Source organism: Sphingomonas zeicaulis (assembly GCF_050433225.1).
GTDB classification, from domain to species: domain Bacteria; phylum Pseudomonadota; class Alphaproteobacteria; order Sphingomonadales; family Sphingomonadaceae; genus Sphingomonas_D; species Sphingomonas_D zeicaulis.
The window spans coordinates 292,722-318,267 of the sequence record NZ_JBNPXQ010000006.1 but is presented as its reverse complement, the minus strand read 5'-3'; the positions used below and the strand labels follow the sequence as shown (position 1 = coordinate 318,267).

The following is a 25,546-nucleotide window of genomic DNA, read 5'->3' as shown; positions in this document are numbered from 1 at the left end:
TCGCGATGGCGGAGCATATCGATCTCGACGGCGATTATGCCTCGGCCGGGTTCGGCGGCAACCTGGCGCCGGGCGAGCGCCCTGCCCTGCTGATCATCGACGTCGTGATGGCGTATCTCGACCCGCAATCGCCGCTCTATGCAGGGGTCGAAGCCGAACTTGCCGCGAACGAGCGGCTGGCGGCGGCGGCGCGGGCGGCGGACATCCCGGTCATCTTCACCAATATCGAGTATCGGCCGGACGGGTTCGATGGCGGCATGTTCTATCGCAAGGTGCCGGCGCTGCGCGCGTTTGCACCGCATTCACCGCTCGGGGCCTTCCCGCCGAGCCTTCAGCCACGCGAAGGCGAGCTGGTGCTGGGAAAGAAGTTTCCCTCCGCCTTCTTCGGCACCCCGCTCGCGGCGATCCTGACGGCGGCACGCATCGATACGCTGTTCATCACCGGCTATTCGACGTCGGGCTGCGTGCGCGCGACGGCGCTCGATGCGCTGTGCCATGGCTTCCTGCCCTTCGTGGTGCGGGAAGCATGCGGTGATCGCGATCCGCGCGTGCAGGATGCCAACCTGTTCGACATCCAGGCCAAGGTGGCGGAGGTGATCGGCGAGGCGGAGGCGCTGGCGGCGATCGCCGGGGCCGGCTGATTCAAGCGTCCATTATCGATCGGAGCTGTTCGGGCCTAGGATAAGGCCCGAGCACGCCGATCAGTGCAGCACCGATCAGCACGAGCGCCGCCCCGCTCCACAATGCCATGTCGTAGCTGCCATTATGGTCGAACGACCAGCCCGCAAGTGCCGGGCCGATGCCCGCCCCCAGCGAGAAGAAGCTGAGTTTCGCGCCATAGATCGCGCCATAATGCCGCATGCCGAAATAGCGGCTGGTGAGATAGGCGAGCAGATCCACCTCCGCCCCCGCTGCCAGACCGATCAGCAGGATGGCGAGCAGCGTGGTCGTAGTCGATCCGCTCACCGCCAGCAGCGCCAGCGCCAGTGCCGGCATCGGCAGGAAGCATGAAGCGACATAAGGCGCATGAAAACGATCGACCAGGCTGCCGACGATCAATCGGCCGAAGATCACCGCAACGCCCATCAACCCAGCGGCCGCGGTCGCATCGCCGGGTGAGAACCCGCGATCGGTCAGCAAGGGCACCAGATGCACCATCGCTGCAGCCTGCACCAGCATGACAGCAAAGATGCCGCCCGCGATCATCCAGAACTGCCGCCGCCCTGCCGCTTCGCGCAACGTCAGGCCGGAACGGGGGCGTTCGGCCGTCCGCACCTTGTGCGCCATCCCCCGCGTACCGAACCACACCACCGGCAGCGCAATCGCGACCACGAAGCCCGCCAGCCCGAAATAGCCGCCGCGCCAGCCGAACGCGGCGATCAGCGCCGCGCAGGCGCGCGGTGCCAGCACGCTGGCAATCCCTGTACCGCACAGCACCAGCCCCAACGCGATACCGCGCGCCTTGTCGAACCGCAGATTGACCATCTGCGTCCAGCTCAAAGGTGTGGTTCCGCAACCGAGCAGCGCCAGCCCGATCCATGCGAAGTAGAAACTGATGAGCGACGGCCCCGAAAAGCCGACAGCGACCAGCCCTGTCGCCAGCCCGAGCAGCGAACCCAGCGCGACCGGCCGTGCGCCATGTCGATCGATGAAGCGACCGAGAAACGGACTGGTCAGGACGATGCCGAGTTGGAGGAAGAACCCCGCCAGCGACACTTCTGAACGCGTCCAACCGAAATCGGCCGCCAGCGGCTTCAGGAACGTGCCGAACGTGTAATAGGGCAGTCCGGTGAGGCCGACCCCGACCCCAAAGCCACACGCCAGCAAGATCGGCCAGCCCGCTTTGAGTTCCGCTTTCGCCCCCGCCCCGTCCATGCGCCCCTTCGCCGACTAGAATTCCGCCATCAGTCGGCCGAACCCTTCCTTGCGATCCGTGATGCCATTCTGGCGCAACGCATTCCAGTAGGTTGCGGTGTTGATCGCGATCACCGGCTTTTGCAGGAACGTCTCGGCCGCCGCCGCCAGCCGCACCATCGAAAGATTGGTGCCGACCTGCACGATCGCGTCGACATCGTCGCCGTCGAGGTCGAGGATCGTGTCGCGCAACTGGGCCGGCGTTACCTTGGCGATGTGCAGCCAGCTCTGGCACCGCAGCGGCGTGTCGCGCACCACTTCGATGCCATGATCGCTCATGAAGTTGCGGACCTGCTCGTTAGCGACCGGGAAGTAGGGCGAAAGCACCGCGATGCGCCTGATCCCGCCATAGGCCTTGAAGGCTTCGATCAGCGAGGCCGATCCGGTGCAAAGGCGCGTGCCTGCGACGTCTTCGACCGCCCTGGTCCATTTGGCCGATCCTTCGGCGCCGCCGTAAAAGGTCACCGCCGACATGCCGAGCACCAGATAGTCGGGCTCGCACGTCATCACGGCATGGACCGCGTCGTGCGTTGCCGCGTCGATCGCGTCGGTGCCGCGGATGAAGTCCGCATCCGACAGCGCGGTCGGGTTCTGCACAATGATCCGGCTGTAATGGTTGGTCACGCCCGGCATGCGCAGATCGTCGAAGTCCGGTTGCACGACGGTGTTGGTCGAGGGGCCCAGCACCCCGAAGACCTTTCGCCACGCCAGCACGTCTGTCATCGTTCCTCTCCGATTGCTGCTTGCCTCAGGCGATGGCCGCCGCGTCGCGCATGCTGCTGATCATCGATTGCCGCAGCAGGTAGCTGCGTCGCGCATCGTCGTCCTCGTTCAGTGCCCGCATTTGATCGCGGGTCATGCGATAGGCCTCGCTATGCCCCGCCTTCATCAGTTCCATGTTCTGGATGGTCTGTTGCTGCGTGAAGTTGTGCGTCACGGTGCGCCGTTGCCGATCATATTGCGCCAACGCGTCGGCAGTGCCCGTTCCTCTGAGGATCGGGACCAGCTTCTCGACTAGATTGAAAGCGTCGTGGATGCCGCTGTTCATGCCGAACCCGCCGAGAGGATTGTTGAGGTGCGCAGCGTCGCCGGCCAGAACCACGCGCCCGTGCCGAAAGCTCTTCGCCACCCGCTGATGGACGCGATAGATGGTGCGGTGGAACGTCCGCACGTCCGCGCCGTGCCCGATCAACCGTTCGAAGATCGCGTTCTTGTTCGCGTCGGACGTCAGCACGCCATTGTCGCTCTGGTCGAAGGTGGGGACGAGCACGCGCCACAGCTTGGGCACCTTCAACAGCACCAGCCACTCGTCGGGGTCCGCTACATAATTGACGTAGGCAAGGTCGGGGATCGCAGCCTCTAGCGGCTCGTCCGTGCTGAGCGTCAGAAACTTCTCGGGATAGGTGAACCCGTCGAACTCCGCCTTCAGCCATTTGCGCACGATCGACGAGGCGCCGTCAGCCGCGATCATGTAGTCCGCGCGAACCTCGCGGATTTCCATCGGCGTTTCCAGCGAGATGCTGACGCCGCGGTCGTCCTGCTGGAAATAAACGACACGGTGATTGAAGAGCACCTCGGCATTCGCCGTCGCCTCCAACCGTTCGGCCAGCATCCGGGAGAGATGATACTGCTCGCACTGGATGCGATAGGGGTGGCGCGTCTCGTCCGAAATTTCGGTCAGATCGAAGGCCAGGACCTCGCCAGACCGCCGGTCCCGCCAGTGATAGACCGGCGCCTTCAAACCGCGTTCGATCAGGCGCGGCGTGATCTCCAGCGCCTCAAGCAGCTCGAGCGTCGGCGGGTGAAAGGTCGACGCCCGCATGTCTGCCGCGCAGTCCGAGCCTTGCTCGGTCAACAGCACGTCGATTCCGTGTTGCGCCAGCAACATCGCAGCAACGCAACCGACCGGACCTGCGCCGACCACAACAACTTGTACGCGATTGCGCTCGCCCATCGACGAAAGCCCCCAATCAGACAATAACTTGGGAAAGGGATAAGGCAGCGACCGGAGCCGCCGCGACCGCGACAGCCGAACTATCCGCGCAACGGACACTTGATGTGGCGCGGCACCCCTTCGAAGCGGCACAAGCGGACGCATCTCCGCGCCGCAAAGCGCGATGCAAAGCCGCGAACCAGGCCGGTTAAGGGGCGCAACTCCGCCTCGCCGATCGCTTGTCGACAACAAGTCGGTTACGGGACAGTCGCTTGGCAGCGCCCGCTTCAGTTGTCGGCAGTCCCGCCCCTGCGATCGCACGCCATCGATGTCACGCACGCGACAACGTCATGCGACTCCCTGAATCTACGCGCGGACGACTCTGACGTTCATCGCGTCACGCTTCGGCGCGAGGCCGAAGACGCGGGAATATTCGCGGCTGAACTGCGACGCGCTCTCATAGCCGACCCGATAGGCAGCCTCGGCGACATTCATGTCATCGACCATCATCAGTCGGCGCGCCTCGAGCAAGCGAAGCTGCTTCTGAAACTGGAGCGGCGTCATCGACGTCAGCGCCTTGAAGTGCTGATGGAAGGAAGACAGACTCATACGTGCGGACGCGGCCAGTTCCTCCATCCGGAGTGTCTGGGCGAAGTTGCTGCGCAGGAGGCGGATCGCTTCGGCGATACGTTCCAGATACGTATCCGGGATGATCTGCCTGCACAGATCGCCTGCGTTCGGCCCCGTCAGCAGCCAGTAATAGAATTCGCGCATCAATGCCGGATAGAGAATGGGCATCGCCTTGGGCTTGTCCGTCAACTCGATCATGCGGAGCACGCAGTCGGCAAGCGGCCCTTCGACCTCGGACACGAACATGCTTCGTCCGGCGCCTTGTGTCGGGGCAGGACGCGCGTCGAGCTGTTCGAGAACATCGCGCATCACCGCGATATCGAACTCTATCTTGATACCGACAAATGGCTTGCGCTCACTGGCGGCGACGATCCGGCCGCGCGCCGGAAGGTCCAGCCCCACGATCAGGCAGTGCATCGGACCATAGCTGAGCATCTGGCCGCCGACGAGGATCTGCTTCAAACCCTGGAGAGTGATGCAGAGGGACGGCCGATACACTTGATGATGGTCGACCGGCTCGTAGGTTCGCATCACATGGACGCCGACATCCGGCACGGCAAAGATGCCTTCGCCGCCGCCCCGCGAGTCGGCATAGCGCTCCGCCGCCGCAAGAAGCGCCGACCGCACGCTGTTGCCTTCGTGAGAAAGGCGCTCGGACGGCGTCCGGATCGAGGATGCTGTAGGAAAAGGCAAGATTTCTCCGGTTTCCGGCATTCTGGCCATGGCTCAACCTCTCTAGCTTGCGGGCGTCTACCCAAGCCAAGGCGGGATCATCATGGCACAAAATACCGCCTCGTCAATCATAGTCGAAGCGCCGGAGAGATGATCTTACGGAAAAAGGATAGCAGACAAGCCCAACTTTGACAGATCGACACGGTTTATCATCCCGCGCCGTTAACATTCCATCGACGTAACAATCATCGCTTTCGTTATTCAAGCTCCATTTTTAAAGACAACATAACGCAACTGATCAGAAATATGCGGCATATTTGGGCGATAACAGGATTACAGCCGCACGTGGTCGATCTGCCGAGAGTGTTGCGTCCGTCACCGCGTCCGCCGAGACACGGCGACTTAGCCTGTCCGGTCCGCACGGAAGCGTCACGTGCGCCGCTCCGCCGGTGGAGCGGACCGCCCCTCCTCTGCCAGAGGGGCTTACGCTCGTGAAGGACAAGACGCTCGGAAACACCGGCCTGCTCGTCTCCGAACTCTGCGTGGGCACCACGACCTTCGGCCTTCCGGCGATTGCGACCGGAAGACCATGGACAGGCCACGGCACGCGCTCTTTGAATGGAGGTTTTATTGGTCGATCGTCAACGCGATAGTCGGCTGCGCTCGGCACCGGCACTGATTTTCCCCGCACTGGCGCCTCTCTACGCGACCGGGCGGACAATGTCCTATGCGCTTCTGCGCATCGCCTTCGGCCTGACGATCGTGACGCATGGCGTGCCGAAGCTGAGCGGAACCCCGCACGGCTCGATGGCCGATCCGATGCAGGGATCGATCAATCTCATCGGCAACGTCCTTCATCTTCCTTTTGCTTCGACGCTCGCCTTGTTCGTTGCGATACTGGAGACCGCAGGCGGGCTGTGCGTTGCGCTCGGGCTCGCAACCCGGTTGTTCGCGCCGATGCTGGCGATCCAGATGGCTTTCATCTGTTTCGCGCTTGGCCCGACCTATCCCTGGATCGATCGCGGCATCGAATATCCGATCATTCTCGGCTTGATCGCTTTCTTGATTGCGATGCACGGCGGTGGCGTTTGGTCGATCGACGCGAAACTCGGGCGTGAACTCTGACGCTCACCGTCGCATGAGAGCATTGGCCGTCTGCAGGATGACGACGCCTTTATGGCGTCTATCGAAGCGGCGATCGAACGAGAACCAAGGCCCGGCAGGCGCGGGCAAAAAGCAAAACAAGTGCAGCGTCGCTGTAATTCCTGCACCCGCCACATGCTGAAGGCAGAGGGCTATCAGCTCCGCCGCTTCGCCCTCCCCGAGCGCAACGTCCGCCCGCTCTATGAGGAGCGCAAACGGCCCGAGCAGCCCTACAAGACGGGCCGCTTCACCATCCCCTTCGACTTCGGCCACAGCTTCGTCGCCTACCAACTCGCCGACTATTATATCGACGCGGCGATCAACTACGCGCTGGGCGTCCAACCCGCCCGCATCGACCCCGCCGGCCACGCCCAGACGGAACCGCAAACCGTCTCCGGCCAGCCCCTCGCCGAAAGCACGCAGGGCAGGCCCTCATCCCCGCAGAACTGGTCCGCGACGCGCTGCTGATGCGCGGGGTGGATGCAGGACGGATCCGGATCGTCGAGCGGCTACCGGGACCATATATGGCGGCAGTGTTCGGCGGGATTGAGAGCGCGGCTGCGCGGCGAGGGGACGCGCGTGGTGCCGGAGCCAAAGTGAGGCGGGCGCGACTGCGGTGGGTTGGCGGCGCAGCCTCGGTCGATCGTTGGGCGATCCATCAATGAATGCTTGCGACGAAAGCCGGTCTTTCACCGGAGACACCGAAAACATCGGGATCTGACGGAAGCTGCCATTTGGGTGGTAAGGCGCACCCCGGACATGTGCGAAAGGCGCCTTTACGGGATCGTTGGCACGGACACCTGCCACTCGCCGCGCGACTGGCTGTCCCGAAAACGATGGCGTTTCGGGAAACGCTGTGCGCAGCCTTCGGTCCAATCGGTAACTAGCTCTCGGCGGCCAACGTCGTCAGGCGTTCACGCAGCCAGCGTTGTGCGGGATGGTTGGTGGTCCGGTCGTGCCAGACACTCGCGATTGAAAAGCCGGCGATGGTGAGTGGCGGTTCCACCACCTGCACCCGATCCGACCAGCCATCGGCGATCCGCCGTGGGATCAAAGCGATCATGTCGGACCGCGACACGACCTCCGGCACGATCAGAAAGCCCGACGTGGATAGGGCTACGGTGCGACGGCGGCCGACGGCCTCTAGAGCTGCATCGGCAGGCCCTGAGAACCCGCCGCCCTGGGGCGACACGACGACGTGCTCCAAAGCGCAGAATATGTCCAGGCTGAGACGGCCCTGCACGGCCGGGTGTCCCTGGCGGGCGATCACCACGTAACTCTCACGAAAGAGCTGGCGCTGGCGCATGGCTGCAGGTGCATGCTCCGGCGATGCCAAGGCCAGGTCAACCTCGCCGCGCTCCAACTGAGAGGAGAGTGCCAGCACGTCCAGGGCACGCCAGGCAACACGGACCTTAGGTGCCTCGGTCCTGAGCTCGACCGAGAAGCGGCTGAGCAGCGCATACTGCACGTAGTCGCTTGCGGCGATGACCAGGGTAGCCTCCATGGTCGCCGGGTCGGACGGCATTCCCTCTGCCATAACCCGGCGAACACCCTCCAGCGCGTCATGCAACGGTTGCCGAAGCTCGACGGCGCGCTGGGTCAGGATCATGCCACGCTGTGCCGGAATGAGGAGGGGATCGCCGAGTGCATCGCGGAGCCGCGCCAGCCGGGCCGACAAGGCGGGTTGGCTCAGGTTCAAGCGCCGGGCGGCACGCGTGACGTTTCCTTCCGCCAGTAGGGCTTCGAGCGTGACGAGCAAGCCGAGATCGAGGTTTCTGGTATCCATTCGTTGGATAACAACAGGCAGAAGGTTCGATTTCAACCTAGGCGACGTACCGAGCAGTATGCCGACGTCCCATCGGCCCTCGAAGCATTCATCGACAATATGGATAGCAGATTGGTGGACGCCGTCTCCATCGAACCGCATCCCAGCTTAAGCGAAAAACATGATGATTTCACCCTACACGATAGACGTCCCTGACGAACGGCTTGCCACGATCAGAGCCAAGGTCGAGGCTTATGACTGGAGCCAGCTGCCGGATGCGGGAGGCTGGTCGGCGGGGGTTGGAGTTGATGACCTCAAGCGACTCGCTCGTTATTGGCGGGACAGCTACGACTGGCGTGCGGTCGAACGACGCCTCAACGCACTCCCCAACTTCACGGCCGACGTGGAAGGCGAGCACCTCCACTTCATCCATGCGAAAGGCGACGGCTCCAAGCCGCCCGTCCTGCTTCTGCACGGTTGGCCGGGCTCGTATCTCGAGTTTGAGCGGCTGTTGGAGCCGCTTGCAGCGGACGGGCACGATGTTGTCGTTCCCTCGCTTCCTGGCTTCGCGTTCTCCAACCCGATCACGGGCCCGATCGGCCCGCGGCGGGCTGCTGCGCTCGTGCATGGGCTGATGATCCAACTGTTCGGCGACGCGCGGTATTTCATACAGGGGGGCGATTGGGGCCACGCCCTCGCGGTCTGGGCAGCGCATGATCGACCGGACGCTCTGCTCGGCATCCATATCAACATGATGACCGTGCGTGCGGAGGATGCCGCTCCGACGACCGACGAGGAGAAATCCTTCGCCGCCAAGCGGGCCGCGATTGCCGATCAGGAGAGCGCCTATTTCCACGAGCAGGAAACCCGTCCGCAGACGCTCGGCGTCGCTATGGCCGACAGCCCGGTCGGAGCGGCGGGCTGGATACTCGAAAAGTTCGGCAAGTGGGCCGATCTTCCGAAAACCGCCGATGGCGACCCCGACATCTGGAGCAAGTTTTCCGAGGAGGAGCTCCTCACCAACATCATGCTCTACATCGCGCCAGCATCGTTCGTGACTGCAACCTGGATCTACTACGGCAGCCGGCTTGAGAAGTCGCGGATGCTTCCAGCCGGCACCCGCATCCAGTTGCCGACCGGCATTGCGGCCTTTCCTGATCCGGTGTTCTTACCACCGCCCCGCTCGTTCGCGGAGAAGACCTACAACGTCGTGCATTGGACCGACATGCCGCGGGGCGGGCATTTCGCCGCGCTGGAAGAGCCGGAACTGATGCTGGCCGACCTGCGCGCCTTTATCGCGACGGTGTTGAGAGCGCGCTCCTGAAGGTGGAGATCTCCGTTTCCGAAGCGCGGCGCGTGGCGCTGGCGGCGTAGGGCTTCAATGCCCCGCGTCGTCACGTCCGCCTCGGCGCCGGCCAGCTGCGAAGGGCGATCGGCCGGCTTGGCCTGCTCCAAATCGACAGCCGTCGACGGACACTCGCTGATCGTTCGCTCCTTTCCGCTGGCCGAGATCGTGGACGCCTTCCGGCTGCAGGAGTCCGGCAGGCATTTCAGCAAGATCGTCGTCGAATACTGACAGATCCCAACCAACAGGAATAAGCAATCATGAATGTTCTTATCGTTTACGCGCACCCTGAACCCACTTCGCTGACACGGCAGATGGTCGACGTGACCGCTGAGACGTTGTCGGCAGCGGGACACACCGTGGTCCATTCGGACCTCTACGGCATGAAGTGGAAGGCGGTGTACGACGCCGATGACTTTCCGATGCGTGACAACCCCAAACGGCTGTCTTTCATCGCGGAGTCGGGCCATGCTTACGCAAGGGGGCATCAGACGCCCGACGTGACCGTCGAGCAGCAGAAGCTGCTCGCGGCCGATGCTGTGGTCCTGCAATTCCCGCTGTGGTGGTACGGCGTGCCCGCGATCCTAAAAGGCTGGATAGAGCGGGTCTACGCCTTCGGTTTTGCCTACGGCTATCAGAATGGCTCTAACCAGTTCCGCTTTGGGGAGGGCATACTCAAGGGCAAGCGAGCACTGGTCAACGTGCAGGCAGGCGGCCCAGCGGCCGACTATGGCCCGCGGGGTATCAACGGGCCGCTTGATCAACTGCTGTTCCCGCTAACCCATGGCGCGCTGTTCTACCCCGGTATGGACGTGCTCCCGACACACGCGGTCTATGGCGCCGGTCACGTTTCCACGGCAGAAGAAGTGGAGGCGATCAAGGCAGCATGGCGTGCGCGTCTCGCCGGGCTTTTCACCGACACGCCGATTCCCTTCCGGTCGCAAAACGGCGGCGACTTCCCCGATCGCCACACCATGGCCGACCACGTTGCGCTGGGCCAAACCGGCCTCGGCGCGCACTTTGCCGATCCGGCCGATGCATAAGAGCAACACCGATGTCGGTCGATCAAGGCCGCGCGCGTCGGCCACCATACAGGATGCAGAACGGCGCGACCATCAGGTTCCCAGCCTTGGAGTTGCGCCCTGAACTCGGCAATCGGCCTTCATGCGGATCGAACGCGGGTGAGTTGATGCGGCTTCAGCTTGCCATCGTAATTGCAAGGCCGATCGATGGAACGTCAGCGATGTTCATTCATCCTCCCGAAAACGAAGGTCAAACGAGACAGCGCGGGCAACATCTGCCTTCCTAACGCAACTGCCCCGGCACCTCGCGCACATGGACAGCCTGATCGATGCGCACAGCCGCATCGCCGCTCCAATTCCCGAGCCGAACACCCATGTCCGAACCCCATGATCGACACTCACAAAAGATGCGCCGGTGTGGTCGCGCGCCGCCCGCATCCAGATGGCCTTCCCGACTGAGATCGAACAGCAGAAGGCGCAACTCACCGAAAAACGCGAGTTCCGGGGTGTTGAGGGGGCGTTAGGGGTGCGTAAAGGGGGTGTTAGCCGCTTGTTAGATCAAGCGCAGGCGGTCGTTGCGCTGAACGGGTTCGCACAGCGCGTCCCCGCGGTACGGAAAATGTGGCCCCGTCCCGGCGTCCTGCTCGCACCGGCTGTCGACGGAGGCAACCTTGCGGCGAACCGACGATTCACGATCGGTGGGAGATCGGCCATGCGACTGCACCGGGCACCCTCGGCAAGATCACGCCGCGCGCGGCCTGTCGGCAACGGGGAGATTGCCGTGACGACGAACGAGACCAATCTGGTTGCCGGGAACGACAAACGAAAGAGACCGCCGTGCGTCGTCAGCATCCTTTTAAGATGGCACAGCCGGCGATTGGCTGCTGTCCCGTCCCCACGCTGGCGCGGCGCGCTGCAACGCCAAGCACCAGGGTGGGCATGGTAGCGCTCTCCCATGCGACCACCCGCCTCGCTCACCCCTTCCCGAGCGGGATCAGGGAATTCTCTCCATACCCTTATCCCCTTCGCCCGTCCGCACGCCCCCATAGTCCGGCGCCTCCGGCACCCCCGCGCGCGATGCAAATCATCAACCCAATCGACAGCCCCCTGTTGATCCTTTACGATCATCTGAAATGGCCAAAAATGGCCCTTTAGGAGAGCATTATGAGGCTTGGGTGGACGCACCGCTGCAGGGCAAAAGCATGACGACGTTCGCGCCGTCCAACCTGCTTTCGATGGACCGCCGCACCGCGCTTGCGGGCTTCGCCGCGGTCTTCGGGTCCAGTCTGTTCGCACCGCTGGCGCGCGCGGCGGGCTATGAGCCGATCCCCAGGATCAACACCGGCAAGCCGGCCGTCGTGTTTACGCTCCCACAGCGCGCACTCGTCACTGCGCTCAGCGAACGGGTGATGCCGACGACCGACACGCCGGGCGCGATCGCCGCGGGCGTGCCGGAGTATATCGAGCATATGCTTGGCGACTGGGCGATCAATGACGACCGCGATCTCATCCTCGGCGGCCTCGCCGCGCTCGATGCACGCAGCATGGCAGACTATCGCAAGCCGGCGCTCAAGGCGTCGGCAGCGGAGCAGGACGCGCTGCTGACGCTCGCGATGAATGATCAGGTCCCCGGCGGCGCCGAATTTTTCGAGGCGTTCCGCCAATTGGTGGTCACGGGCTATTTCACGTCGGAGGTCGGGATCATGCAGGAACGGACCTATTTGCCCGTTCCCGGCGACTATGACGGCGCCTATCCCGCATCGAAGATCGACCGGATTTTCTCGGCCTGAGCGCGTCGGCGCGCTCGCCCTCATCACGAAATCGACAGGCAGACATCATGGCAGCAACGGATCGCTTCGACGCAATTGTCATCGGCTCGGGTGTGAGCGGCGGCTGGGCCGCCAAGGAACTTACGGAAAAGGGGCTCCGCGTCCTGATGGTCGATCGCGGCCGGATGGTCGAGCATGGCGAAGACTATCCTTATGACGGCAAGCCCGCCTTCGAAATCCCTGCGCGCAACCGGATGCCGGCGGCGTTCGTCAAAAGCGACTTCCAGGGCCTGAACTTCTGGGTGCAGCCCGCCAACCAGCCCTTCTTCACCAACGATCGTCTCAATCCCTATGATTTCGATGCGCCCAATCCCTTCCGCTGGGTGCGGCCGGGAGTCGTCGGCGGCAAGTCGCTGACCTGGGGGCGTTGGAGCTTTCGGTGGGCGCCGTCCGATTTCGAAGCGAACAAGCGCGAGGGGATCGGGACCGACTGGCCGATCCGCTATGACGATGTCGCGCCGTGGTACAGCTATGTCGAGAAATATATCGGCGTGTCCGGCGGGCGTGAGAATCTCGACTATCTGCCCGACAGCGAGTTCATGCCGCCCTTCCCGATGAACGTCGCCGAGAAATGGCTGAAGGAGCGGCTGGAGACCGAGTTTCCGGGCCGGAAGCTCATCAACGCCCGGCTCAGCAACATCACCGAGGACAAGCCCGAGCAGAACCGCTCGCGCTGCCAGAAGCGGGCGCAGTGCGATCGCGGGTGCAGCTTCGGCGCCTATTTCTCGACGCAGGCGGTGACGCTGCCAGCCGCGCGTGCGACCGGCCGGCTAACGCTGCGCTCCGACACTTGGGCGACGAACCTCGAATATGATCCAGCAAGCAAGCGCGTCACCGGCGTCCGGCTCGTCGATGCCAATACCGGCCGCGCCGAGGTGGTCGAGGCACGGCTGGTTTTCCTCTGCGCATCGGCGATGAGCTCGGTGCATGTCCTTCTAAATTCGCGGCCGGAGGGCAGCGAACGGAGCTATTTCCATTCGAACGGCGCGCTGGGCAGCGCGGTGATGGACCATATCTTCAAGGTCAACATCAGCGGCGACATCCCCGGCATGACCGAGTTCGTCGAATATGGCCGGCGCCCCGGCGGCGTCTACGTCCCCCGCTTCCGCAACCTCGTGGCGGAGGACCTGCCGTTCAAGCGCGGCTATGGCTATCAGGGCGGTGCCGGCCGGCGCCAGCCTGTGCCCGAGGGTTTCGGCGCGTCGATGAAGCATGGGATGCGCCGCTACGGACCGTGGCGCTTCAACATGGGTGCGTTCGGCGAGTGCCTGCCCTATGAAGACAATCGCGTGATGTTGAACTTCGGCAAGACCGATAGCCGTGGCATGCCGTTGCTGCGCTTCGACGTGACCTTCCGCGACAATGAGATCAAGATGATGGACGATGCCCAGGCGCAGGGCGAACTGATGCTGCGCAAGGCGGGGCTAACCAACGTCACCAGCTCGCGCGGCGCGCACATCCCGGGCGAGGCTATCCATGAGATGGGCGGCGCGCGCATGGGCCGCGATCCGAAAACCTCGGTGCTCAACGGCTGGAACCAGGCGCATGACGCGGCCAACCTATTCATCACGGACGGCGCACAGATGGCCTCGGTGTCGTGCGTCAACCCGTCGCTGACCTTCATGGCGGTGACCGCGCGCGCGGCGGACTATGCCGTCAAGCAGATGAAGGCCGGGACGATCTGATCGCGAAGGATTGGGCAGATTTCACTGTAACCTTTGTCACCTTCGCCCGCCCCCCGGATGCCTCGATCGCCCCGCTAAGCCCGTAACCCACGCTCGATGCACGTCATCAGCCCGATCGGCGTGGCGAGCAGATGCTCCATCGCGTCGCCCGCCACCCAGCCCAATGTCCGGCTCGCCGCGAAGCCGGCGAGGCGGGGGCGGCGGATGCCGGGGTGGCGGTAGCAGGCGGGCATCACCGTCAGCCCCAGCCCCGCCGCGACGAACTGCAACACGCGGTCGTCATTGGTCGATCGCAGCGCGAAGTGCGGGCGCACGCCGCGTTCGGTGAAGAAGCGGCTGGTTGCGGAGAGCGCCTCGCAATGGCGGCGGACGATCATCGTCTCCTTCGCCAGCGCCTCCGCGGCGATTTCGGGCCTGTCCGCCAGCGGATGGTCTGCGGCGAGCGCAAGCGCATAGCCCTCGGTCATCACCGGTTGCTCGGCGAAGCGGCCGGCGCCGCGACCGACCAATGTCAGCGCCAGGTCGATCCGGCCCTTGGCCAGATGCCCTGCCAGTTCGCGCTCGGTGCCGAACAGCAGTTCGAAGCGATAGGCGTCCGCCGGCCGCGTCTCGGCGATCGCCGCGGCGATCGTCTCCCCAGGAATGCTGGCGAGCACGCCCAGCCGCAACGTCGGCAGGTCTGCCGACGCGCCCATCGACTGCATCACCACGTTGAACTCGCGCTCGATGCGCCGCGCATGGACGAGGAAGCGGGTGCCCGCCTCGGTCAGCTCGACGCGCTGGTTGGATCGCACGAACAGCGCCTGCCCCAGCGTCCGTTCCAGCTTGGCGATGCCCACCGACAAGGTCGGCTGGGAGACGTTGCAGGCCGCCGCGGCGCGCGAGAAATTCCCCTGGTCGACGACGCCGAGGAAATAGCGGAGTAGATATCGGTCGAGCATCGTTGTCAGGGCTTTCGGGGCGGCACGCGGGTGCTGCCCCTATAGATGGTATCAATGCAGTGCTTGCGGCAAGTTCAATTTCCCAAGCCTTGCGGGGCCGGGTAGAAGGGCGGCCACAGGAGAGAATGCCAATGACCGACTTCGATTTCGCGCTCGGCGAGACGGCGGACATGATCCGCGACAGCACCGCGCGCTTCGCGACCGACAGGATCGCCCCGCTCGCCGCCGAGATCGACGAGAAGGACTGGTTCCCCCGCGATCTGTGGCCGGCGATGGGCGAACTCGGCCTCCACGGCATCACCGTGGAAGAGGAATATGGCGGCCTCGGCCTCGGCTATCTGGAGCATGTCGTGGCGCAGGAGGAGGTCGCCCGCGCCTCCGCCTCGATCGGGCTCAGCTATGGCGCGCACTCCAATCTATGCGTCAACCAGATCCGCCGCTGGGCGACGCCGGAGCAGAAGGCCCGTTATCTGCCGAAGCTGATCTCCGGCGAGCATGTCGGCAGCCTCGCCATGTCGGAAGCGGGCGCGGGATCCGACGTCGTCTCGATGAAGCTGCGCGCCGAGAAGAAGGGTGATCGCTACATCCTCAACGGCACCAAATTCTGGATCACCAACGCCGAATATGCCGATACGCTGGTGGTCTATGCCAAGACCGGCGAGGGGTCGAAGGGCATCACCACCTTCATCATCGAAAAGGGGATGAAGGGCTTCTCGATCGGCCAGAAGATCACGAAGATGGGCATGCGCGGCTCCCCCACCTCCGAGCTGGTGTTCGACGATTGCGCGGTGCCGGAAGAGAATGTGATGGGGCCGCCCAATGGCGGCGTCGGCGTGCTGATGTCCGGCCTCGATTATGAGCGCACCGTGCTCTCCGGCATCCAGCTCGGCATCATGCAGGCCTGCCTCGATGTGGTGCTGCCCTATGTTCGCGAACGCCAGCAGTTCGGCAAGCCGATCGGCGCGTTCCAGCTCATGCAGGCCAAGATCGCCGACATGTATGTCGCGCTCAATTCGGCACGCGCCTATGTCTATGCGGTGGCGCGGGCGTGCGATGCGGGCAAGACGACGCGGTTCGACGCTGCCGGCGCGATCCTGCTCGCCAGCGAGAATGCGATGAAGACCTCGCTTGAGGCGGTGCAGGCGCTGGGCGGCGCCGGCTACACCAAGGACTGGCCGGTGGAACGCTACATGCGCGACGCCAAGCTGCTCGATATCGGCGCCGGCACCAACGAGATCCGCCGCATGCTGATCGGCCGCGAGCTGATCGGCGCATGAGCGCGCCGGTGCTCGACACCCGGCTGGCGGCGGGCGGCGAGGGTTTCGCGGCCAACGCCGCACACAACCGCGCGCTGGCCGACGAGTTGCGCGCGCGGGTCGCGGCCGCGACCCTGGGCGGTTCGCCCTCAGCGCGCGACAGGCATGTCGCCCGCGGCAAGCTGTTGCCGCGCGACCGGGTGGAGCGGCTGCTCGATCCCGGCTCCCCCTTCCTCGAAATCGGCCAGCTTGCCGCGAACGGCCTATATGGAGACGAGGTGCCGGGCGCCGGCCTGATCGCCGGGATCGGCCGCGTCTCGGGCCGGCAGGTCATGATCGCCTGCAACGACGCGACCGTGAAGGGCGGCACATACTATCCCATCACGGTGAAGAAGCATCTGCGCGCGCAGGAAATCGCGCTCGAGAACCGCCTGCCCTGCGTCTATCTGGTCGACAGCGGCGGCGCCAACCTGCCCAACCAGGCGGAGGTGTTCCCCGATCGCGAGCATTTCGGCCGCATTTTCTTCAACCAGGCCAATCTCTCCGCGCGCGGTATCCCCCAGATCGCCTGCGTGATGGGGAGCTGCACCGCCGGCGGCGCCTATGTGCCGGCGATGTCGGACGAGACGGTGATCGTCCGCAACCAGGGCACGATCTTCCTCGCCGGCCCGCCGCTGGTGCAGGCGGCGACGGGCGAGGTGATCAGCGCCGAGGATCTCGGCGGCGGAGACCTCCACGGCCGCAAGTCCGGCGTGGTCGATCATGTCGCCGAGAATGACGAGCATGCGCTCAGCATCGTCCGCGACATCGTCTCCACCTTGCAGACCGACCTGAAGCCGGACGTCAATCTGCGCGCGCCGGTGCCGCCGAAATTCGACCCCGCCGACCTCTACGGCATAGTGCCGCAGGACGTGCGTGCGCCCTATGACGTACGCGAGGTGATCGCGCGGATCGTCGACGGGTCCGAGTTCCACGAGTTCAAGGCGCTCTACGGCACGACCCTGGTCTGCGGCTTCGCGCATATCTGGGGGATGCCGGTCGCGATCCTCGCCAATAATGGCGTGCTGTTCAGCGAGAGCGCGGTGAAGGGCGCGCATTTCATCGAACTCGCCTGCCAGCGCCGCGTGCCGCTGCTGTTCCTCCAGAACATCTCAGGCTTCATGGTCGGCGGCAAATATGAGGCGGAAGGCATCGCCAAGCATGGCGCCAAGCTGGTGACCGCGGTCGCGACCGCGCAGGTGCCCAAGATCACCGTGCTGATCGGCGGCAGCTTCGGCGCCGGCAATTACGGCATGTGCGGCCGCGCCTATGGCCCGCGCTTCCTGTTCACCTGGCCCAATGCGCGGATCAGCGTGATGGGCGGCGAACAGGCCGCCAGCGTCCTCGCCACCGTCCACCGCGACGCCGCGAAATGGACGCCGGACGAGGCCGAGGCATTCAAGGCGCCGATCCGCCAGAAATATGAGGATGAGGGCAACCCCTATTACGCCACCGCCCGCCTCTGGGACGACGGCATCATCGATCCGGTCCAGACCCGCGACGTGCTGGGCCTCGCCTTCGCCGCGACCTTGAACGCTCCCATTCCCGAAGCGCCACGCTTCGGCGTGTTCCGGATGTGATGCAATGATCTCCTCACTGCTCATCGCCAATCGCGGCGAGATCGCCTGCCGAATCATCCGGACCGCCCGGAAACTCGGCGTGCGCACCGTCGCGGTTTATTCGGATGCCGATGCCGGCGCGCTGCATGTGCGCATGGCGGACGAGGCGGTGCATATCGGCCCCTCCCCTGTCCGCGATTCCTATCTCAAGGGCGATCGCATCATCGCCGCCGCGAGGGCGACGGGTGCGGCGGCGATCCATCCCGGTTACGGCTTCCTCAGCGAGAATGCCGACTTCGCCCAGGCCGTGATCGATGCCGGGCTGGTCTGGGTCGGCCCCAACCCCGCCTCGATCACCGCGATGGGGCTGAAGGATGCCGCCAAGGCGCTGATGCAGCAGGCCGCCGTCCCGACCACGCCCGGCTATCTCGGCGAAGATCAGAGCCCCGGGCGGCTGGCGGCGGAGGCCGATGCGATCGGCTATCCGGTGCTGATCAAGGCGGTGGCCGGCGGTGGCGGCAAGGGCATGCGCAAGGTCGATGCCCCCGCCGATTTCGCCGATGCGCTCGCATCCTGCCAGCGCGAGGCCGCGGCCTCGTTCGGCAATGATCATGTGCTGCTCGAAAAATGGATCGACAATCCGCGCCACATCGAGGTGCAGGTGTTCGGCGACACCCAGGGCAATGTCGTCCACCTGTTCGAGCGGGACTGTTCGCTGCAGCGCCGCCACCAGAAGGTGATCGAGGAGGCCCCCGCCCCCGGCATGGACGCAGCCACCCGCGCGGCGATCTGCGACGCGGCGGTGCGCGCGGCGAAGGCGGTCGACTATGTCGGCGCGGGGACGATCGAGTTCATCGCCGATGGCTCGGCGGGGCTCAGCGCCGATCGCATCTGGTTCATGGAGATGAACACCCGCCTGCAGGTCGAGCATCCCGTGACCGAGGAGATCAGCGGGCAGGATCTGGTGGAATGGCAGCTCCGCGTCGCGTCCGGCGAGCCGCTGCCGAAGCGGCAGGACGAGCTCTCGATCACCGGCTGGGCGATGGAGGCGCGGCTCTATGCCGAGGATCCGGCGAAGGGCTTCCTGCCCTCGATCGGCACGCTCGACCGGTTCGAGATCGGCCCTTCCTACCGCACCGATACCGGCGTCGAGCAGGGTGCGGAGATCTCCCCCTTCTACGATCCGATGATCGCCAAGCTGATCGCGTGGGGGCCGGATCGGGACGCCGCGCGGCTGCGCCTCGCCGCGACGTTGGACCAGACCCTGATCTGGCCGCTCAAGACCAATGCCGGCTTTCTCGCCAAGGCGCTGCACCACCCGGCGTTCGCCGAGGCACGGCTCGATACCGGTCTGATCGCGCGCGAGGGCGATGCGCTGCTGCCCGCCGCTGTGCCCAGCGACGCCGCGCTCGCCCGCGCCGCCGCGACCCTCGCGGCGCCGGGGCCGCTCGCGGGTGTGCGGCTCAATGCGCCGCGCCGGCTGGAAGGCCGTTTCCTGCTCGACGGCGCGCCGGTGACCGTCGCGCTGCAGCCTGCCGCCGTCACCGACCCCGCTCCGCGCGCGCTGATCGCCGAGGGCGGGCAGGTCTGGCAGTTGTTGCCGTGGCGCGCGGCCGGTGCAGGCGGCGCCGATGCGTCGGACGGCGCGATCCTCTCCCCCATGCCCGGCCGCATCATCGCGGTGGCGGTCGCGGCGGGCGACACCGTCTCTAAGGGGCAGAAACTGCTGACGCTGGAGGCGATGAAGATGGAGCACAGCCTGACCGCGCCGTTCGACGGGACAGTCGCCGAGTTCAATGCCGCCGAGGGTGGCCAGGTAAGCGAAGGCATGGTGCTGGCGAGGATCGAGAAGGCGGAGGCGGCCTGATGGCGGGCAGATATTTCGACCAATGGGCGGTGGGCGACCGGATCGTCCACGAGATCCGCCGCACCGTCACCGAGACCGATAATCTGCTGTTCTCGACGATGACGCACAATCCGCAGCCGCTGCACATCGATGCCGAGGCGGCCAGGGAGAGCGAGTTCGGTCAGATCCTCGTCAACGGCACCTTCACCTTCGCGCTGATGGTCGGCCTGTCCGTGGGCGACACGACATTGGGCACTCTTGTCGCCAATCTCGGTTACGACAAGCTGGTGATGCCCAAGCCGGTTTTCCTCGGCGATACGCTGCGCGCCGAGACCGAAGTGACCGAACTCAAGGAAAGCCGTTCGCGGCCCGAGGCCGGCATCGTCACATTCACCCACGTTATGCTCAACCAGCGCAACGAGATCGTCTGCCAATGCCTGCGCATGGCGCTGCTGAAGAAGTCACTGCAATGAGGCTGCGCTCGCTGCTGTTCGTGCCGGCCGACCGGCCCGATCGCTTCGCCAAGGCGGCGGCGAGCGGCGCCGACGCCCTGATCCTCGACCTGGAGGATTCGGTCGCGCCGGAGAAGAAGGCCGATGGCCGCACGGCGGTCGCCGACTGGCTGGCCGGCCCGCGCGGCATCACGGCCTTCGTGCGCATCAATCCGCTCGACAGCGACCATATCCGCGACGACATCGCCGCTGTGCAGCCCGGCCGGCCCGACGGGCTGGTGCTGCCCAAGGCCGAAGGCGCATCGAGCGTGCTCACCTTGCTGTCGATGCTCGACAGAAGCCCGCCGCCGATCCTGCCGATCGCCACCGAAACACCGATCGCGATCTTCCAACTCGGTAGCTACGCCGCAGTCGGCGATCGGCTCGCGGGCTTGACCTGGGGCGCCGAAGATCTGCCCGCGGCGATCGGCGCCACCAGTTCGCGCGAGGCCGACGGCAGCTATACCGCGCCCTATGAGATGATCCGCGCGCTCACCTTGTTCGGCGCGCACGCGGCCAATGCCGCCGCGATCGAAACGGTGTTTCCGCGCATCGACGATACCGACGCGCTCACCGCCTATGTCGCTCGCGCCCGGCGGGACGGCTTTACCGGCATGATGGCGATCCACCCCGCGCAGGTGGCGATCATCAACCAGGGCTTCACGCCCGACGCGGAGGAAATCGCCCGCGCGCAGGCGATCGTCGACGCCTTCGCCGCCAACCCCGGCACCGGCGCGCTCAAGGTCGCGGGCCGGATGGTCGATCGCCCGCATCTGGTGCAGGCACGACGCATATTGGGGCTGGCGGCGGATCGCCGATGATAGCGCCGGTCAGGTGACCTTCTTGTAGATCGTCAGCCCCAGCACCGCGAGCGCGCCAGCGATGATGACGGCCAGCCAGAACAGCAGCTTCGCCAGATCCCACACCACGCCCGCGATACCGCCAAAGCCGATAACCGCGAGAACAAGTGCGATGACTGCGAAGATGGCGGCCCATCTGAGCATGCTCGATCCTTTCGATGGTGAGACGATATCAGGTGGACGGTTAACGCCGGCAGGCTCGGAAGGGTCCGTCGTGCAACCCGTTCAATCCCACCTGAAATACCACCAACCGTCCGCCATCATCGCAGCTGCCAGCGGCGCGATGTCGCCCGTCCCCTGTTCCACGATGTCCGGGCAATAGGCATAAACCTCGCGCGCGAGTGCCATTGCCTCGGCACGTTGCGTCGGCGGCCGTGCGGCGCGGAGATTCATCACATCCCCGTTGATGCCGACCAGTTCAGCGCCATAGCGATCATGCCAGCGGCGCAGCGCTGCGACATGATATTCCGGCGGCGGACAGGCGTTCCAGCCGCCCCAGCGGAGATAGGCCGGCACTTCCCAGCAGAACTTTGCGGGGGTGAGCACGATATGGACCCGATCGTACAGACGCTGCGACACCATATCCATGGTGACGCTCAACCCGACCGAACCGGCAGCAGCATCGACAGTCCAGTCACCATCCTCCGCCAGCAGGTCCTGCGGCTGATAGGCTCCCGGCCATTTTGGAAGATCCTCAGGAAATGCGATGCCGGCCGCAGTGGCAAGAATCTCGGCGGGCGCGCGCAACCCCGGCCCGGCGCCGATCTCGGAATCCTCGATCACGAATTGCTCGACGATGCGGTCGAGATCTTCATCGCTACCGATGACCACGGGCCAACCGCGCCCCGAGGATTTGAGTTCTTCCCACTTGGCGAGCGCCTCTGATCCCGGAACCGACACACGTTCATAGGTGAACGCCGCCCTGGCCTTTGCCCGCAGCGCCTCATAAGAAGCGCGCTGCTCCGGCGTCAGCCAATCGAGCGCCGAGCCGGAGGGTTGCGCCCTGCCCTCGTCAGCCAGGTACCCCAGCACCGTTGCGCCGAGCCCACCCAGCAGGAGACGGCGATTGAGGAAGGTGGCGTCACTCATACGCCACTCGTCGCATGGTTCAGGAGCGGCGGCAAACCGTTCACCCGCACCTCACATTGCGAAGAAGTAATTTACGAGGTGGAAGAAAACCGGCGCGGCGAAGCTCACCGAATCCATGCGGTCGAGCGCGCCGCCATGGCCTTCGATCATCGTGCCCCAATCCTTGGCCCCCAGCGAGCGCTTGACCGCAGAGAGGACGAGGCCGCCGCAGAAACCCGCGAGCACGATCGCCAGCGCGAGCAGCGCCGCCTGCCACGGCGCGAAGGGCGTGATCCACCACAGCCCGGCGCCCACCGCCGTCGCGGAAAGGCCGCCACCGATCAGCCCTTCCCAAGTCTTGGCGGGGCTGACGCGCGGAGCCACCTTGTGGCGGCCGAACAGCTTGCCGAACACATATTGCAGCACGTCCGAAAGCTGGACGACGGTGATCAGGAAGAACAGCAGCAGGAAGCCCTGCCCCTCGAAACCCGGGATCTTCAGGATCAGCAGCGCCGGCGCGTGGCTGATGCAATAGACGGTCAGCATCAGCGCCCACTGGATGCGCGCGGTGCGCGCCATGAAATCGTCGGTCTCGCCCTTCAGCACGGCCAGCACGGGCAGCATCAGGAAGGCCCAGACCGGGATCAGGATGCCGAACAGGCTCTGCCAGCCGCTCCAGATCAGCGCATATTGCAGCGGGATGAAGAGGTAGAAGGCGACCGCGACCGCGCGATGATCCTCGGGCCGGGTCGGCGTGATCGAGAGGAATTCGCGCAGGCAATAGAAAGAGGTCAGCGCGAACAGCGCGATCGTCAATTCCTTGCCGACGAAGAAGGCGACCGCGAAGATCGCAATCATCACCCACCACGCCTTGATGCGCGCGTTGAGGTTGGCCACGGTTTCGGTGGCGGCGCGGCGGGAAAGCGCGAAGCCCACCACCGAGGCGACGGCAAGCAGCGCGAAGACGCCGCCGAACAGCAGGATCATCCGATCGTTCACATCACGCTCCCAACGCACAGACCGCGGCACGCGCGCGGGTAAGGAAATGCGGCTTGGCCTCGCCCGCGATCGCCGGCAGCGGCGCGCCGAAGGTGGCGGTGCACATGATCGGCGCGGGCAGGATCGCGCCCTTGGGATAGGCGCGGGCGAGGTTGGTGAGATAGACCGGCACCAGTTCGACCGCCGGATAAGCCTCCGCCAGATGCTGCAGCCCGCCCTTGAACGGCCCCGGCTGCGGATCGCTATGACGCGTGCCTTCGGGGAACAGGATCAGCGAATGGCCGCGATCGAGCACGTCGCGCAGCGCCGCCAGCGGATCGCGGCGCGCGGTGCGGTCGATCAGCACCGCGTTGAGCACGCGCGTCGCGATGTAGCGGCGCACCGGCCCCCTGCCCCAATAATCCAGCGCGGCGACGGGGTGGGTCACCGCGCGCAACTCGGGCGGCAGTGCGGCCCACAGGATCACGGTGTCGAGATGGCTCGAGTGATTGGCGAAATAGATGCGTTGCCGCGGATCGGGCGCACAGCCCTGCCACCGGGCATGGCCGCCGACGAGGAAGCGCGTCGCGGCGCGGATGACCCAACCGATCATCGCGCGGCCGCCCGCAGCGCATCGGCATAGCGCATCATCCGGCGCACGCAGGTGATGGCTGCACCCGCGCAGATCACCGCCAGCACCCACGGCATCGCCGCCACGAAAAGGCTCGCGACCGCGCCCACTGTGAGCAGCGCCATGCGATGCTGCTTCGCCATCGGTCCGCAGAATTGCTGCGTCAGCCCCACCGCTCCGCCCAGCGCGCGCACGTAGGCCGTGCCCATCGCCAGCACCGCCGCCGCCCAGCCGATCACCGGCACACCCGCGCCATAGCCTGCGGCGACGAGCAGCAGCGTATCCTCGATCCGGTCGGGAAACTCGTTATAGAGCGGGCCGCTGGCCGACTTGCGCCCGCCTTCCACAGCCAGCAGCCCATCCATCAGATTGGCGAGCAGGCGCAGTTGCACGCACAACGCGCCGCCCAGCCACAGCGCCGGCCACCGCGGCGCGAACAGGAAACAGGCGGCACCAACGGCGGCAAAGCCGATCCCGCAGACCGACACCGCGTTGGGCGTCAGCCGCGTCTTCAGCAGCAACCGGGCAAGCCCCGCCGCCCAGCGCGTGTTGCGCGCCTTCAGCGGCCGGCGATTGGCAATCTCAGACATCGCTACATCCTCTGCAAGCGGCGCCGGAGTCGCCGCTCGCGAGAAGTTCGCACAATATTATACATTGTTCAATTAAAAATTGAACGCCGTTCAATTCAGGGACCGAGATATATGGTTGCCGATCGTTAGCCCGCAGGGTGGCGGCTCAGGCAGCTCCGTTGCAGGCCACCCGCAGCATCTTTCGCGTAGCAATATGATATTCGATGTTCACCTGCATGCACCGGCCATCGTGGATGAAGGGGAGTGGTTTGCCAGTATCGTACCAGCGCCGCTCACCCGCCGGTGTTTGTGCCGCACGTTGTCTTGCCTGGCTTTCGCGCAGGTCCTTCACCTCTTGCTCAATGCACGGGCGGGCACGAAGCGCTTCGCTGATCTTGTAGCAGGATCCGCTCATGTCGGCCGACGGGAATGGCAGCAGGTAGATCGCGATGACCGTGCCTGATCCGGAATATTGATAATTTCGCCCATAGGCTTCGAGCGGCCGCGCGTCCTTCGGCAGCACGACGCTGCGTTCGATCTCGTCCATCACCCGTTCCCGCTCGGTGGCGTCGTTATCGGGGGGACCGACTGTAGCAGTCAGTAGCGCTAGCAGTGGCAGGATCAGCGGTTGCATGGCGCCGAGATTATCATGGCGGCAAGCGGGTTCGCTACGGCTTCAAGCCACCTTCGTTCTCGCCCGCAGCCACAAGCAACATCCCAATGTCACCGCCATTCCGATGGCCACGGCGCCGACGCCGAACGTCACCGCCACCGCGATCGGCGCGAAGGCGAAGAGTGCGGCGTAGACGAGGCCGCTGAGCACCATCGACCAGCCTCCGACGCGCAACACGTGCTGTGCGCAGGCGCTAGGTGCGATCGCCTTCGGCATGCGGTTGCCATAGAAGGCGATCATCAGGCCATTCATCGCGACCACGCGCAGGACCGTTTCTTGATCGATATAGCCCTGCGCGCGCGCGAACGACGCGGCGAGCGCAACCGCGATCATCGCGCCAGCCCAACAGAGAGTGATGAGCAGTTCGTTCTTCATCCCCGTGCCTCCGTCTTCACGTCCGGCGCATCCACGCCTAGGCCGAACGAATGAGCGAAGCCCAGCAAGGACTCTTCAAGTACCGAGAGCTTCAGATGATAGATCACCGATTTTCCATTCTTCTCGGCGTGGACCAGATCGGCTTCCTTCAGCACTGAGAAATGCGCCGACATCGTCGGTTTGGAGACGTCGAACTGATCGCTGAGTGCACCCGCGCTCATCGGTCCCCTGCGCAGGAGCAGCAGCACGCGGCGGCGCGTCGGATCGGAAAGCGCTTTGAACACTTGGCTCATGATTCGATCATTAGCTAATCATCGAATCG

At 64.9% G+C, this 25,546-nt stretch carries 27 protein-coding genes; 13 read left to right on the top strand and 14 right to left on the bottom strand.

The window, feature by feature from the left end; all coding sequences use genetic code 11:
- Positions 1-5 precede the first annotated feature (5 nt).
- Entirely contained in the window at positions 6-641 is a 636-nt protein-coding gene (locus FHS96_RS20075) for an isochorismatase family protein (RefSeq protein ID WP_429595819.1), read from the top strand.
- 1 nt (position 642) lies between these two features.
- On the opposite strand, the gene FHS96_RS20070 is transcribed toward FHS96_RS20075, so the two are convergent.
- Genes FHS96_RS20070 through FHS96_RS20055 form a run of 4 tightly spaced genes read right to left on the bottom strand, consistent with a single transcriptional unit; the run spans position 643 to position 5,200 of the window.
- Positions 643-1,875 (bottom strand): MFS transporter, encoded by a 1,233-nt coding sequence (locus FHS96_RS20070; protein WP_429595816.1) that lies wholly within the window; start codon positions 1,873-1,875, stop codon positions 643-645.
- A 15-nt stretch (positions 1,876-1,890) separates the two neighbouring features.
- Entirely contained in the window at positions 1,891-2,637 is a 747-nt protein-coding gene (locus FHS96_RS20065; protein ID WP_429595813.1) for a maleate cis-trans isomerase family protein, read from the bottom strand.
- 25 nt (positions 2,638-2,662) lie between these two features.
- Entirely contained in the window at positions 2,663-4,186 is a 1,524-nt protein-coding gene (locus FHS96_RS20060; protein WP_429595810.1) for an FAD-dependent oxidoreductase, read from the bottom strand.
- 27 nt (positions 4,187-4,213) lie between these two features.
- A complete protein-coding gene (locus tag FHS96_RS20055) occupies positions 4,214-5,200 on the bottom strand; it encodes an AraC family transcriptional regulator (RefSeq protein ID WP_429595807.1) in 987 nt (328 codons plus the stop codon).
- Between the two features lie 579 nt (positions 5,201-5,779).
- On the opposite strand from FHS96_RS20055, the gene FHS96_RS20050 reads away from it, so the two are divergent.
- Together FHS96_RS20050 and FHS96_RS20045 are read left to right on the top strand one after the other, a co-directional pair.
- The gene (locus FHS96_RS20050) at positions 5,780-6,274 is read left to right on the top strand and encodes a DoxX family protein (protein WP_429595804.1); all 495 of its coding nucleotides are present in this window, start codon (positions 5,780-5,782) and stop codon (positions 6,272-6,274) included.
- A 120-nt stretch (positions 6,275-6,394) separates the two neighbouring features.
- Positions 6,395-6,760 carry a hypothetical protein gene (locus FHS96_RS20045; RefSeq protein WP_429595801.1) on the top strand — a complete coding sequence of 122 codons (366 nt, stop codon included), beginning with the start codon at positions 6,395-6,397 and terminating at the stop codon, positions 6,758-6,760.
- A 415-nt stretch (positions 6,761-7,175) separates the two neighbouring features.
- On the opposite strand, the gene FHS96_RS20040 is transcribed toward FHS96_RS20045, so the two are convergent.
- Positions 7,176-8,114 (bottom strand): LysR family transcriptional regulator, encoded by a 939-nt coding sequence (locus tag FHS96_RS20040; RefSeq protein WP_429595798.1) that lies wholly within the window; start codon positions 8,112-8,114, stop codon positions 7,176-7,178.
- Positions 8,115-8,238: 124 nt separating this feature from the next.
- Here FHS96_RS20040 and FHS96_RS20035 point away from each other — a divergent pair, with 124 nt between their 5' ends.
- From FHS96_RS20035 to FHS96_RS20015, 5 genes are all read left to right on the top strand, one after another.
- Positions 8,239-9,381 carry an epoxide hydrolase family protein gene (locus tag FHS96_RS20035; RefSeq protein WP_429595795.1) on the top strand — a complete coding sequence of 381 codons (1,143 nt, stop codon included), beginning with the start codon at positions 8,239-8,241 and terminating at the stop codon, positions 9,379-9,381.
- Between the two features lie 57 nt (positions 9,382-9,438).
- The gene (locus FHS96_RS20030; RefSeq protein WP_429595792.1) at positions 9,439-9,633 is read left to right on the top strand and encodes an MDR/zinc-dependent alcohol dehydrogenase-like family protein; all 195 of its coding nucleotides are present in this window, start codon (positions 9,439-9,441) and stop codon (positions 9,631-9,633) included.
- A 29-nt stretch (positions 9,634-9,662) separates the two neighbouring features.
- Positions 9,663-10,445 (top strand): NAD(P)H-dependent oxidoreductase, encoded by a 783-nt coding sequence (locus FHS96_RS20025; protein WP_429595790.1) that lies wholly within the window; start codon positions 9,663-9,665, stop codon positions 10,443-10,445.
- Positions 10,446-11,626: 1,181 nt separating this feature from the next.
- Complete coding sequence (locus FHS96_RS20020; RefSeq protein ID WP_429595788.1) at positions 11,627-12,214, top strand: gluconate 2-dehydrogenase subunit 3 family protein; 588 nt, start codon at positions 11,627-11,629, stop codon at positions 12,212-12,214.
- 47 nt (positions 12,215-12,261) lie between these two features.
- Positions 12,262-13,938, top strand: coding sequence for a GMC oxidoreductase (locus FHS96_RS20015; RefSeq protein ID WP_429595785.1), 1,677 nt, complete (start codon positions 12,262-12,264; stop codon positions 13,936-13,938).
- Between the two features lie 74 nt (positions 13,939-14,012).
- On the opposite strand, the gene FHS96_RS20010 is transcribed toward FHS96_RS20015, so the two are convergent.
- On the bottom strand, positions 14,013-14,879 hold the full coding sequence (locus FHS96_RS20010; RefSeq protein ID WP_429595783.1) for a LysR family transcriptional regulator: 867 nt from the start codon (positions 14,877-14,879) through the stop codon (positions 14,013-14,015).
- 131 nt (positions 14,880-15,010) lie between these two features.
- Here FHS96_RS20010 and FHS96_RS20005 point away from each other — a divergent pair, with 131 nt between their 5' ends.
- From FHS96_RS20005 to FHS96_RS19985, 5 genes are read left to right on the top strand one after another with little or no spacing between them, the layout of a single operon-like run.
- Positions 15,011-16,156 carry an isovaleryl-CoA dehydrogenase gene (locus FHS96_RS20005; protein ID WP_429595780.1) on the top strand — a complete coding sequence of 382 codons (1,146 nt, stop codon included), beginning with the start codon at positions 15,011-15,013 and terminating at the stop codon, positions 16,154-16,156.
- On the top strand, positions 16,153-17,754 hold the full coding sequence (locus FHS96_RS20000) for a carboxyl transferase domain-containing protein (protein WP_429595777.1): 1,602 nt from the start codon (positions 16,153-16,155) through the stop codon (positions 17,752-17,754). The genes FHS96_RS20005 and FHS96_RS20000 overlap by 4 nt, the downstream gene beginning before the upstream one ends.
- A 4-nt stretch (positions 17,755-17,758) precedes the next feature.
- A complete protein-coding gene (locus FHS96_RS19995; RefSeq protein ID WP_429595774.1) occupies positions 17,759-19,600 on the top strand; it encodes an acetyl/propionyl/methylcrotonyl-CoA carboxylase subunit alpha in 1,842 nt (613 codons plus the stop codon).
- Positions 19,600-20,052 carry a MaoC family dehydratase gene (locus FHS96_RS19990; protein WP_429595772.1) on the top strand — a complete coding sequence of 151 codons (453 nt, stop codon included), beginning with the start codon at positions 19,600-19,602 and terminating at the stop codon, positions 20,050-20,052. Before FHS96_RS19995 ends, FHS96_RS19990 begins: the two co-directional genes overlap by 1 nt.
- The gene (locus FHS96_RS19985) at positions 20,049-20,891 is read left to right on the top strand and encodes an HpcH/HpaI aldolase/citrate lyase family protein (protein ID WP_429595770.1); all 843 of its coding nucleotides are present in this window, start codon (positions 20,049-20,051) and stop codon (positions 20,889-20,891) included. The genes FHS96_RS19990 and FHS96_RS19985 overlap by 4 nt, the downstream gene beginning before the upstream one ends.
- A 9-nt stretch (positions 20,892-20,900) precedes the next feature.
- Here the strand turns inward: FHS96_RS19985 and FHS96_RS19980 are convergent, their stop codons facing one another.
- The 8 genes from FHS96_RS19980 to FHS96_RS19945 form a co-directional block, all read right to left on the bottom strand.
- Positions 20,901-21,074 (bottom strand): DUF1328 domain-containing protein, encoded by a 174-nt coding sequence (locus FHS96_RS19980; protein WP_429595768.1) that lies wholly within the window; start codon positions 21,072-21,074, stop codon positions 20,901-20,903.
- 81 nt (positions 21,075-21,155) lie between these two features.
- The gene (locus tag FHS96_RS19975; protein WP_429595765.1) at positions 21,156-22,019 is read right to left on the bottom strand and encodes a DUF4253 domain-containing protein; all 864 of its coding nucleotides are present in this window, start codon (positions 22,017-22,019) and stop codon (positions 21,156-21,158) included.
- 51 nt (positions 22,020-22,070) lie between these two features.
- Positions 22,071-22,997, bottom strand: a complete 927-nt coding sequence (locus FHS96_RS19970; RefSeq protein WP_429595763.1) for a phosphatidate cytidylyltransferase — start codon at positions 22,995-22,997, stop codon at positions 22,071-22,073.
- Position 22,998: 1 nt separating this feature from the next.
- Positions 22,999-23,589, bottom strand: coding sequence for a lysophospholipid acyltransferase family protein (locus FHS96_RS19965; RefSeq protein ID WP_429595760.1), 591 nt, complete (start codon positions 23,587-23,589; stop codon positions 22,999-23,001).
- The gene (locus FHS96_RS19960) at positions 23,586-24,197 is read right to left on the bottom strand and encodes a CDP-alcohol phosphatidyltransferase family protein (RefSeq protein WP_429595757.1); all 612 of its coding nucleotides are present in this window, start codon (positions 24,195-24,197) and stop codon (positions 23,586-23,588) included. The genes FHS96_RS19965 and FHS96_RS19960 overlap by 4 nt, the downstream gene beginning before the upstream one ends.
- Before the next feature lie 145 nt (positions 24,198-24,342).
- Positions 24,343-24,723 carry a hypothetical protein gene (locus FHS96_RS19955; RefSeq protein WP_429595754.1) on the bottom strand — a complete coding sequence of 127 codons (381 nt, stop codon included), beginning with the start codon at positions 24,721-24,723 and terminating at the stop codon, positions 24,343-24,345.
- Between the two features lie 129 nt (positions 24,724-24,852).
- Positions 24,853-25,224: an ammonium transporter gene (locus tag FHS96_RS19950; RefSeq protein ID WP_429595751.1), complete on the bottom strand. Its 372-nt coding sequence runs from the start codon at positions 25,222-25,224 to the stop codon at positions 24,853-24,855.
- On the bottom strand, positions 25,221-25,517 hold the full coding sequence (locus FHS96_RS19945) for an autorepressor SdpR family transcription factor (RefSeq protein WP_429595749.1): 297 nt from the start codon (positions 25,515-25,517) through the stop codon (positions 25,221-25,223). The genes FHS96_RS19950 and FHS96_RS19945 overlap by 4 nt, the downstream gene beginning before the upstream one ends.
- Between the last annotated feature and the right edge of the window lie 29 nt (positions 25,518-25,546).

What these genes read in the sequence shown, in the direction of transcription:
- FHS96_RS20075 (WP_429595819.1), top strand. Translation starts at nt 6, where the DNA reads ATGGCGGAGCATATCGATCTCGACGGCGATTATGCCTCGGCCGGGTTC.
- FHS96_RS20070 (WP_429595816.1), bottom strand. Translation starts at nt 1,875, where the DNA reads ATGGACGGGGCGGGGGCGAAAGCGGAACTCAAAGCGGGCTGGCCGATC.
- FHS96_RS20065 (WP_429595813.1), bottom strand. Translation starts at nt 2,637, where the DNA reads ATGACAGACGTGCTGGCGTGGCGAAAGGTCTTCGGGGTGCTGGGCCCC.
- FHS96_RS20055 (WP_429595807.1), bottom strand. Translation starts at nt 5,200, where the DNA reads ATGGCCAGAATGCCGGAAACCGGAGAAATCTTGCCTTTTCCTACAGCA.
- FHS96_RS20035 (WP_429595795.1), top strand. Translation starts at nt 8,239, where the DNA reads ATGATGATTTCACCCTACACGATAGACGTCCCTGACGAACGGCTTGCC.
- FHS96_RS20030 (WP_429595792.1), top strand. Translation starts at nt 9,439, where the DNA reads ATGCCCCGCGTCGTCACGTCCGCCTCGGCGCCGGCCAGCTGCGAAGGG.
- FHS96_RS20025 (WP_429595790.1), top strand. Translation starts at nt 9,663, where the DNA reads ATGAATGTTCTTATCGTTTACGCGCACCCTGAACCCACTTCGCTGACA.
- FHS96_RS20020 (WP_429595788.1), top strand. Translation starts at nt 11,627, where the DNA reads ATGACGACGTTCGCGCCGTCCAACCTGCTTTCGATGGACCGCCGCACC.
- FHS96_RS20015 (WP_429595785.1), top strand. Translation starts at nt 12,262, where the DNA reads ATGGCAGCAACGGATCGCTTCGACGCAATTGTCATCGGCTCGGGTGTG.
- FHS96_RS20010 (WP_429595783.1), bottom strand. Translation starts at nt 14,879, where the DNA reads ATGCTCGACCGATATCTACTCCGCTATTTCCTCGGCGTCGTCGACCAG.
- FHS96_RS20005 (WP_429595780.1), top strand. Translation starts at nt 15,011, where the DNA reads ATGACCGACTTCGATTTCGCGCTCGGCGAGACGGCGGACATGATCCGC.
- FHS96_RS20000 (WP_429595777.1), top strand. Translation starts at nt 16,153, where the DNA reads ATGAGCGCGCCGGTGCTCGACACCCGGCTGGCGGCGGGCGGCGAGGGT.
- FHS96_RS19995 (WP_429595774.1), top strand. Translation starts at nt 17,759, where the DNA reads ATGATCTCCTCACTGCTCATCGCCAATCGCGGCGAGATCGCCTGCCGA.
- FHS96_RS19990 (WP_429595772.1), top strand. Translation starts at nt 19,600, where the DNA reads ATGGCGGGCAGATATTTCGACCAATGGGCGGTGGGCGACCGGATCGTC.
- FHS96_RS19985 (WP_429595770.1), top strand. Translation starts at nt 20,049, where the DNA reads ATGAGGCTGCGCTCGCTGCTGTTCGTGCCGGCCGACCGGCCCGATCGC.
- FHS96_RS19980 (WP_429595768.1), bottom strand. Translation starts at nt 21,074, where the DNA reads ATGCTCAGATGGGCCGCCATCTTCGCAGTCATCGCACTTGTTCTCGCG.
- FHS96_RS19975 (WP_429595765.1), bottom strand. Translation starts at nt 22,019, where the DNA reads ATGAGTGACGCCACCTTCCTCAATCGCCGTCTCCTGCTGGGTGGGCTC.
- FHS96_RS19965 (WP_429595760.1), bottom strand. Translation starts at nt 23,589, where the DNA reads ATGATCGGTTGGGTCATCCGCGCCGCGACGCGCTTCCTCGTCGGCGGC.
- FHS96_RS19960 (WP_429595757.1), bottom strand. Translation starts at nt 24,197, where the DNA reads ATGTCTGAGATTGCCAATCGCCGGCCGCTGAAGGCGCGCAACACGCGC.
- FHS96_RS19955 (WP_429595754.1), bottom strand. Translation starts at nt 24,723, where the DNA reads ATGGACGAGATCGAACGCAGCGTCGTGCTGCCGAAGGACGCGCGGCCG.
- FHS96_RS19950 (WP_429595751.1), bottom strand. Translation starts at nt 25,224, where the DNA reads ATGAAGAACGAACTGCTCATCACTCTCTGTTGGGCTGGCGCGATGATC.
- FHS96_RS19945 (WP_429595749.1), bottom strand. Translation starts at nt 25,517, where the DNA reads ATGAGCCAAGTGTTCAAAGCGCTTTCCGATCCGACGCGCCGCCGCGTG.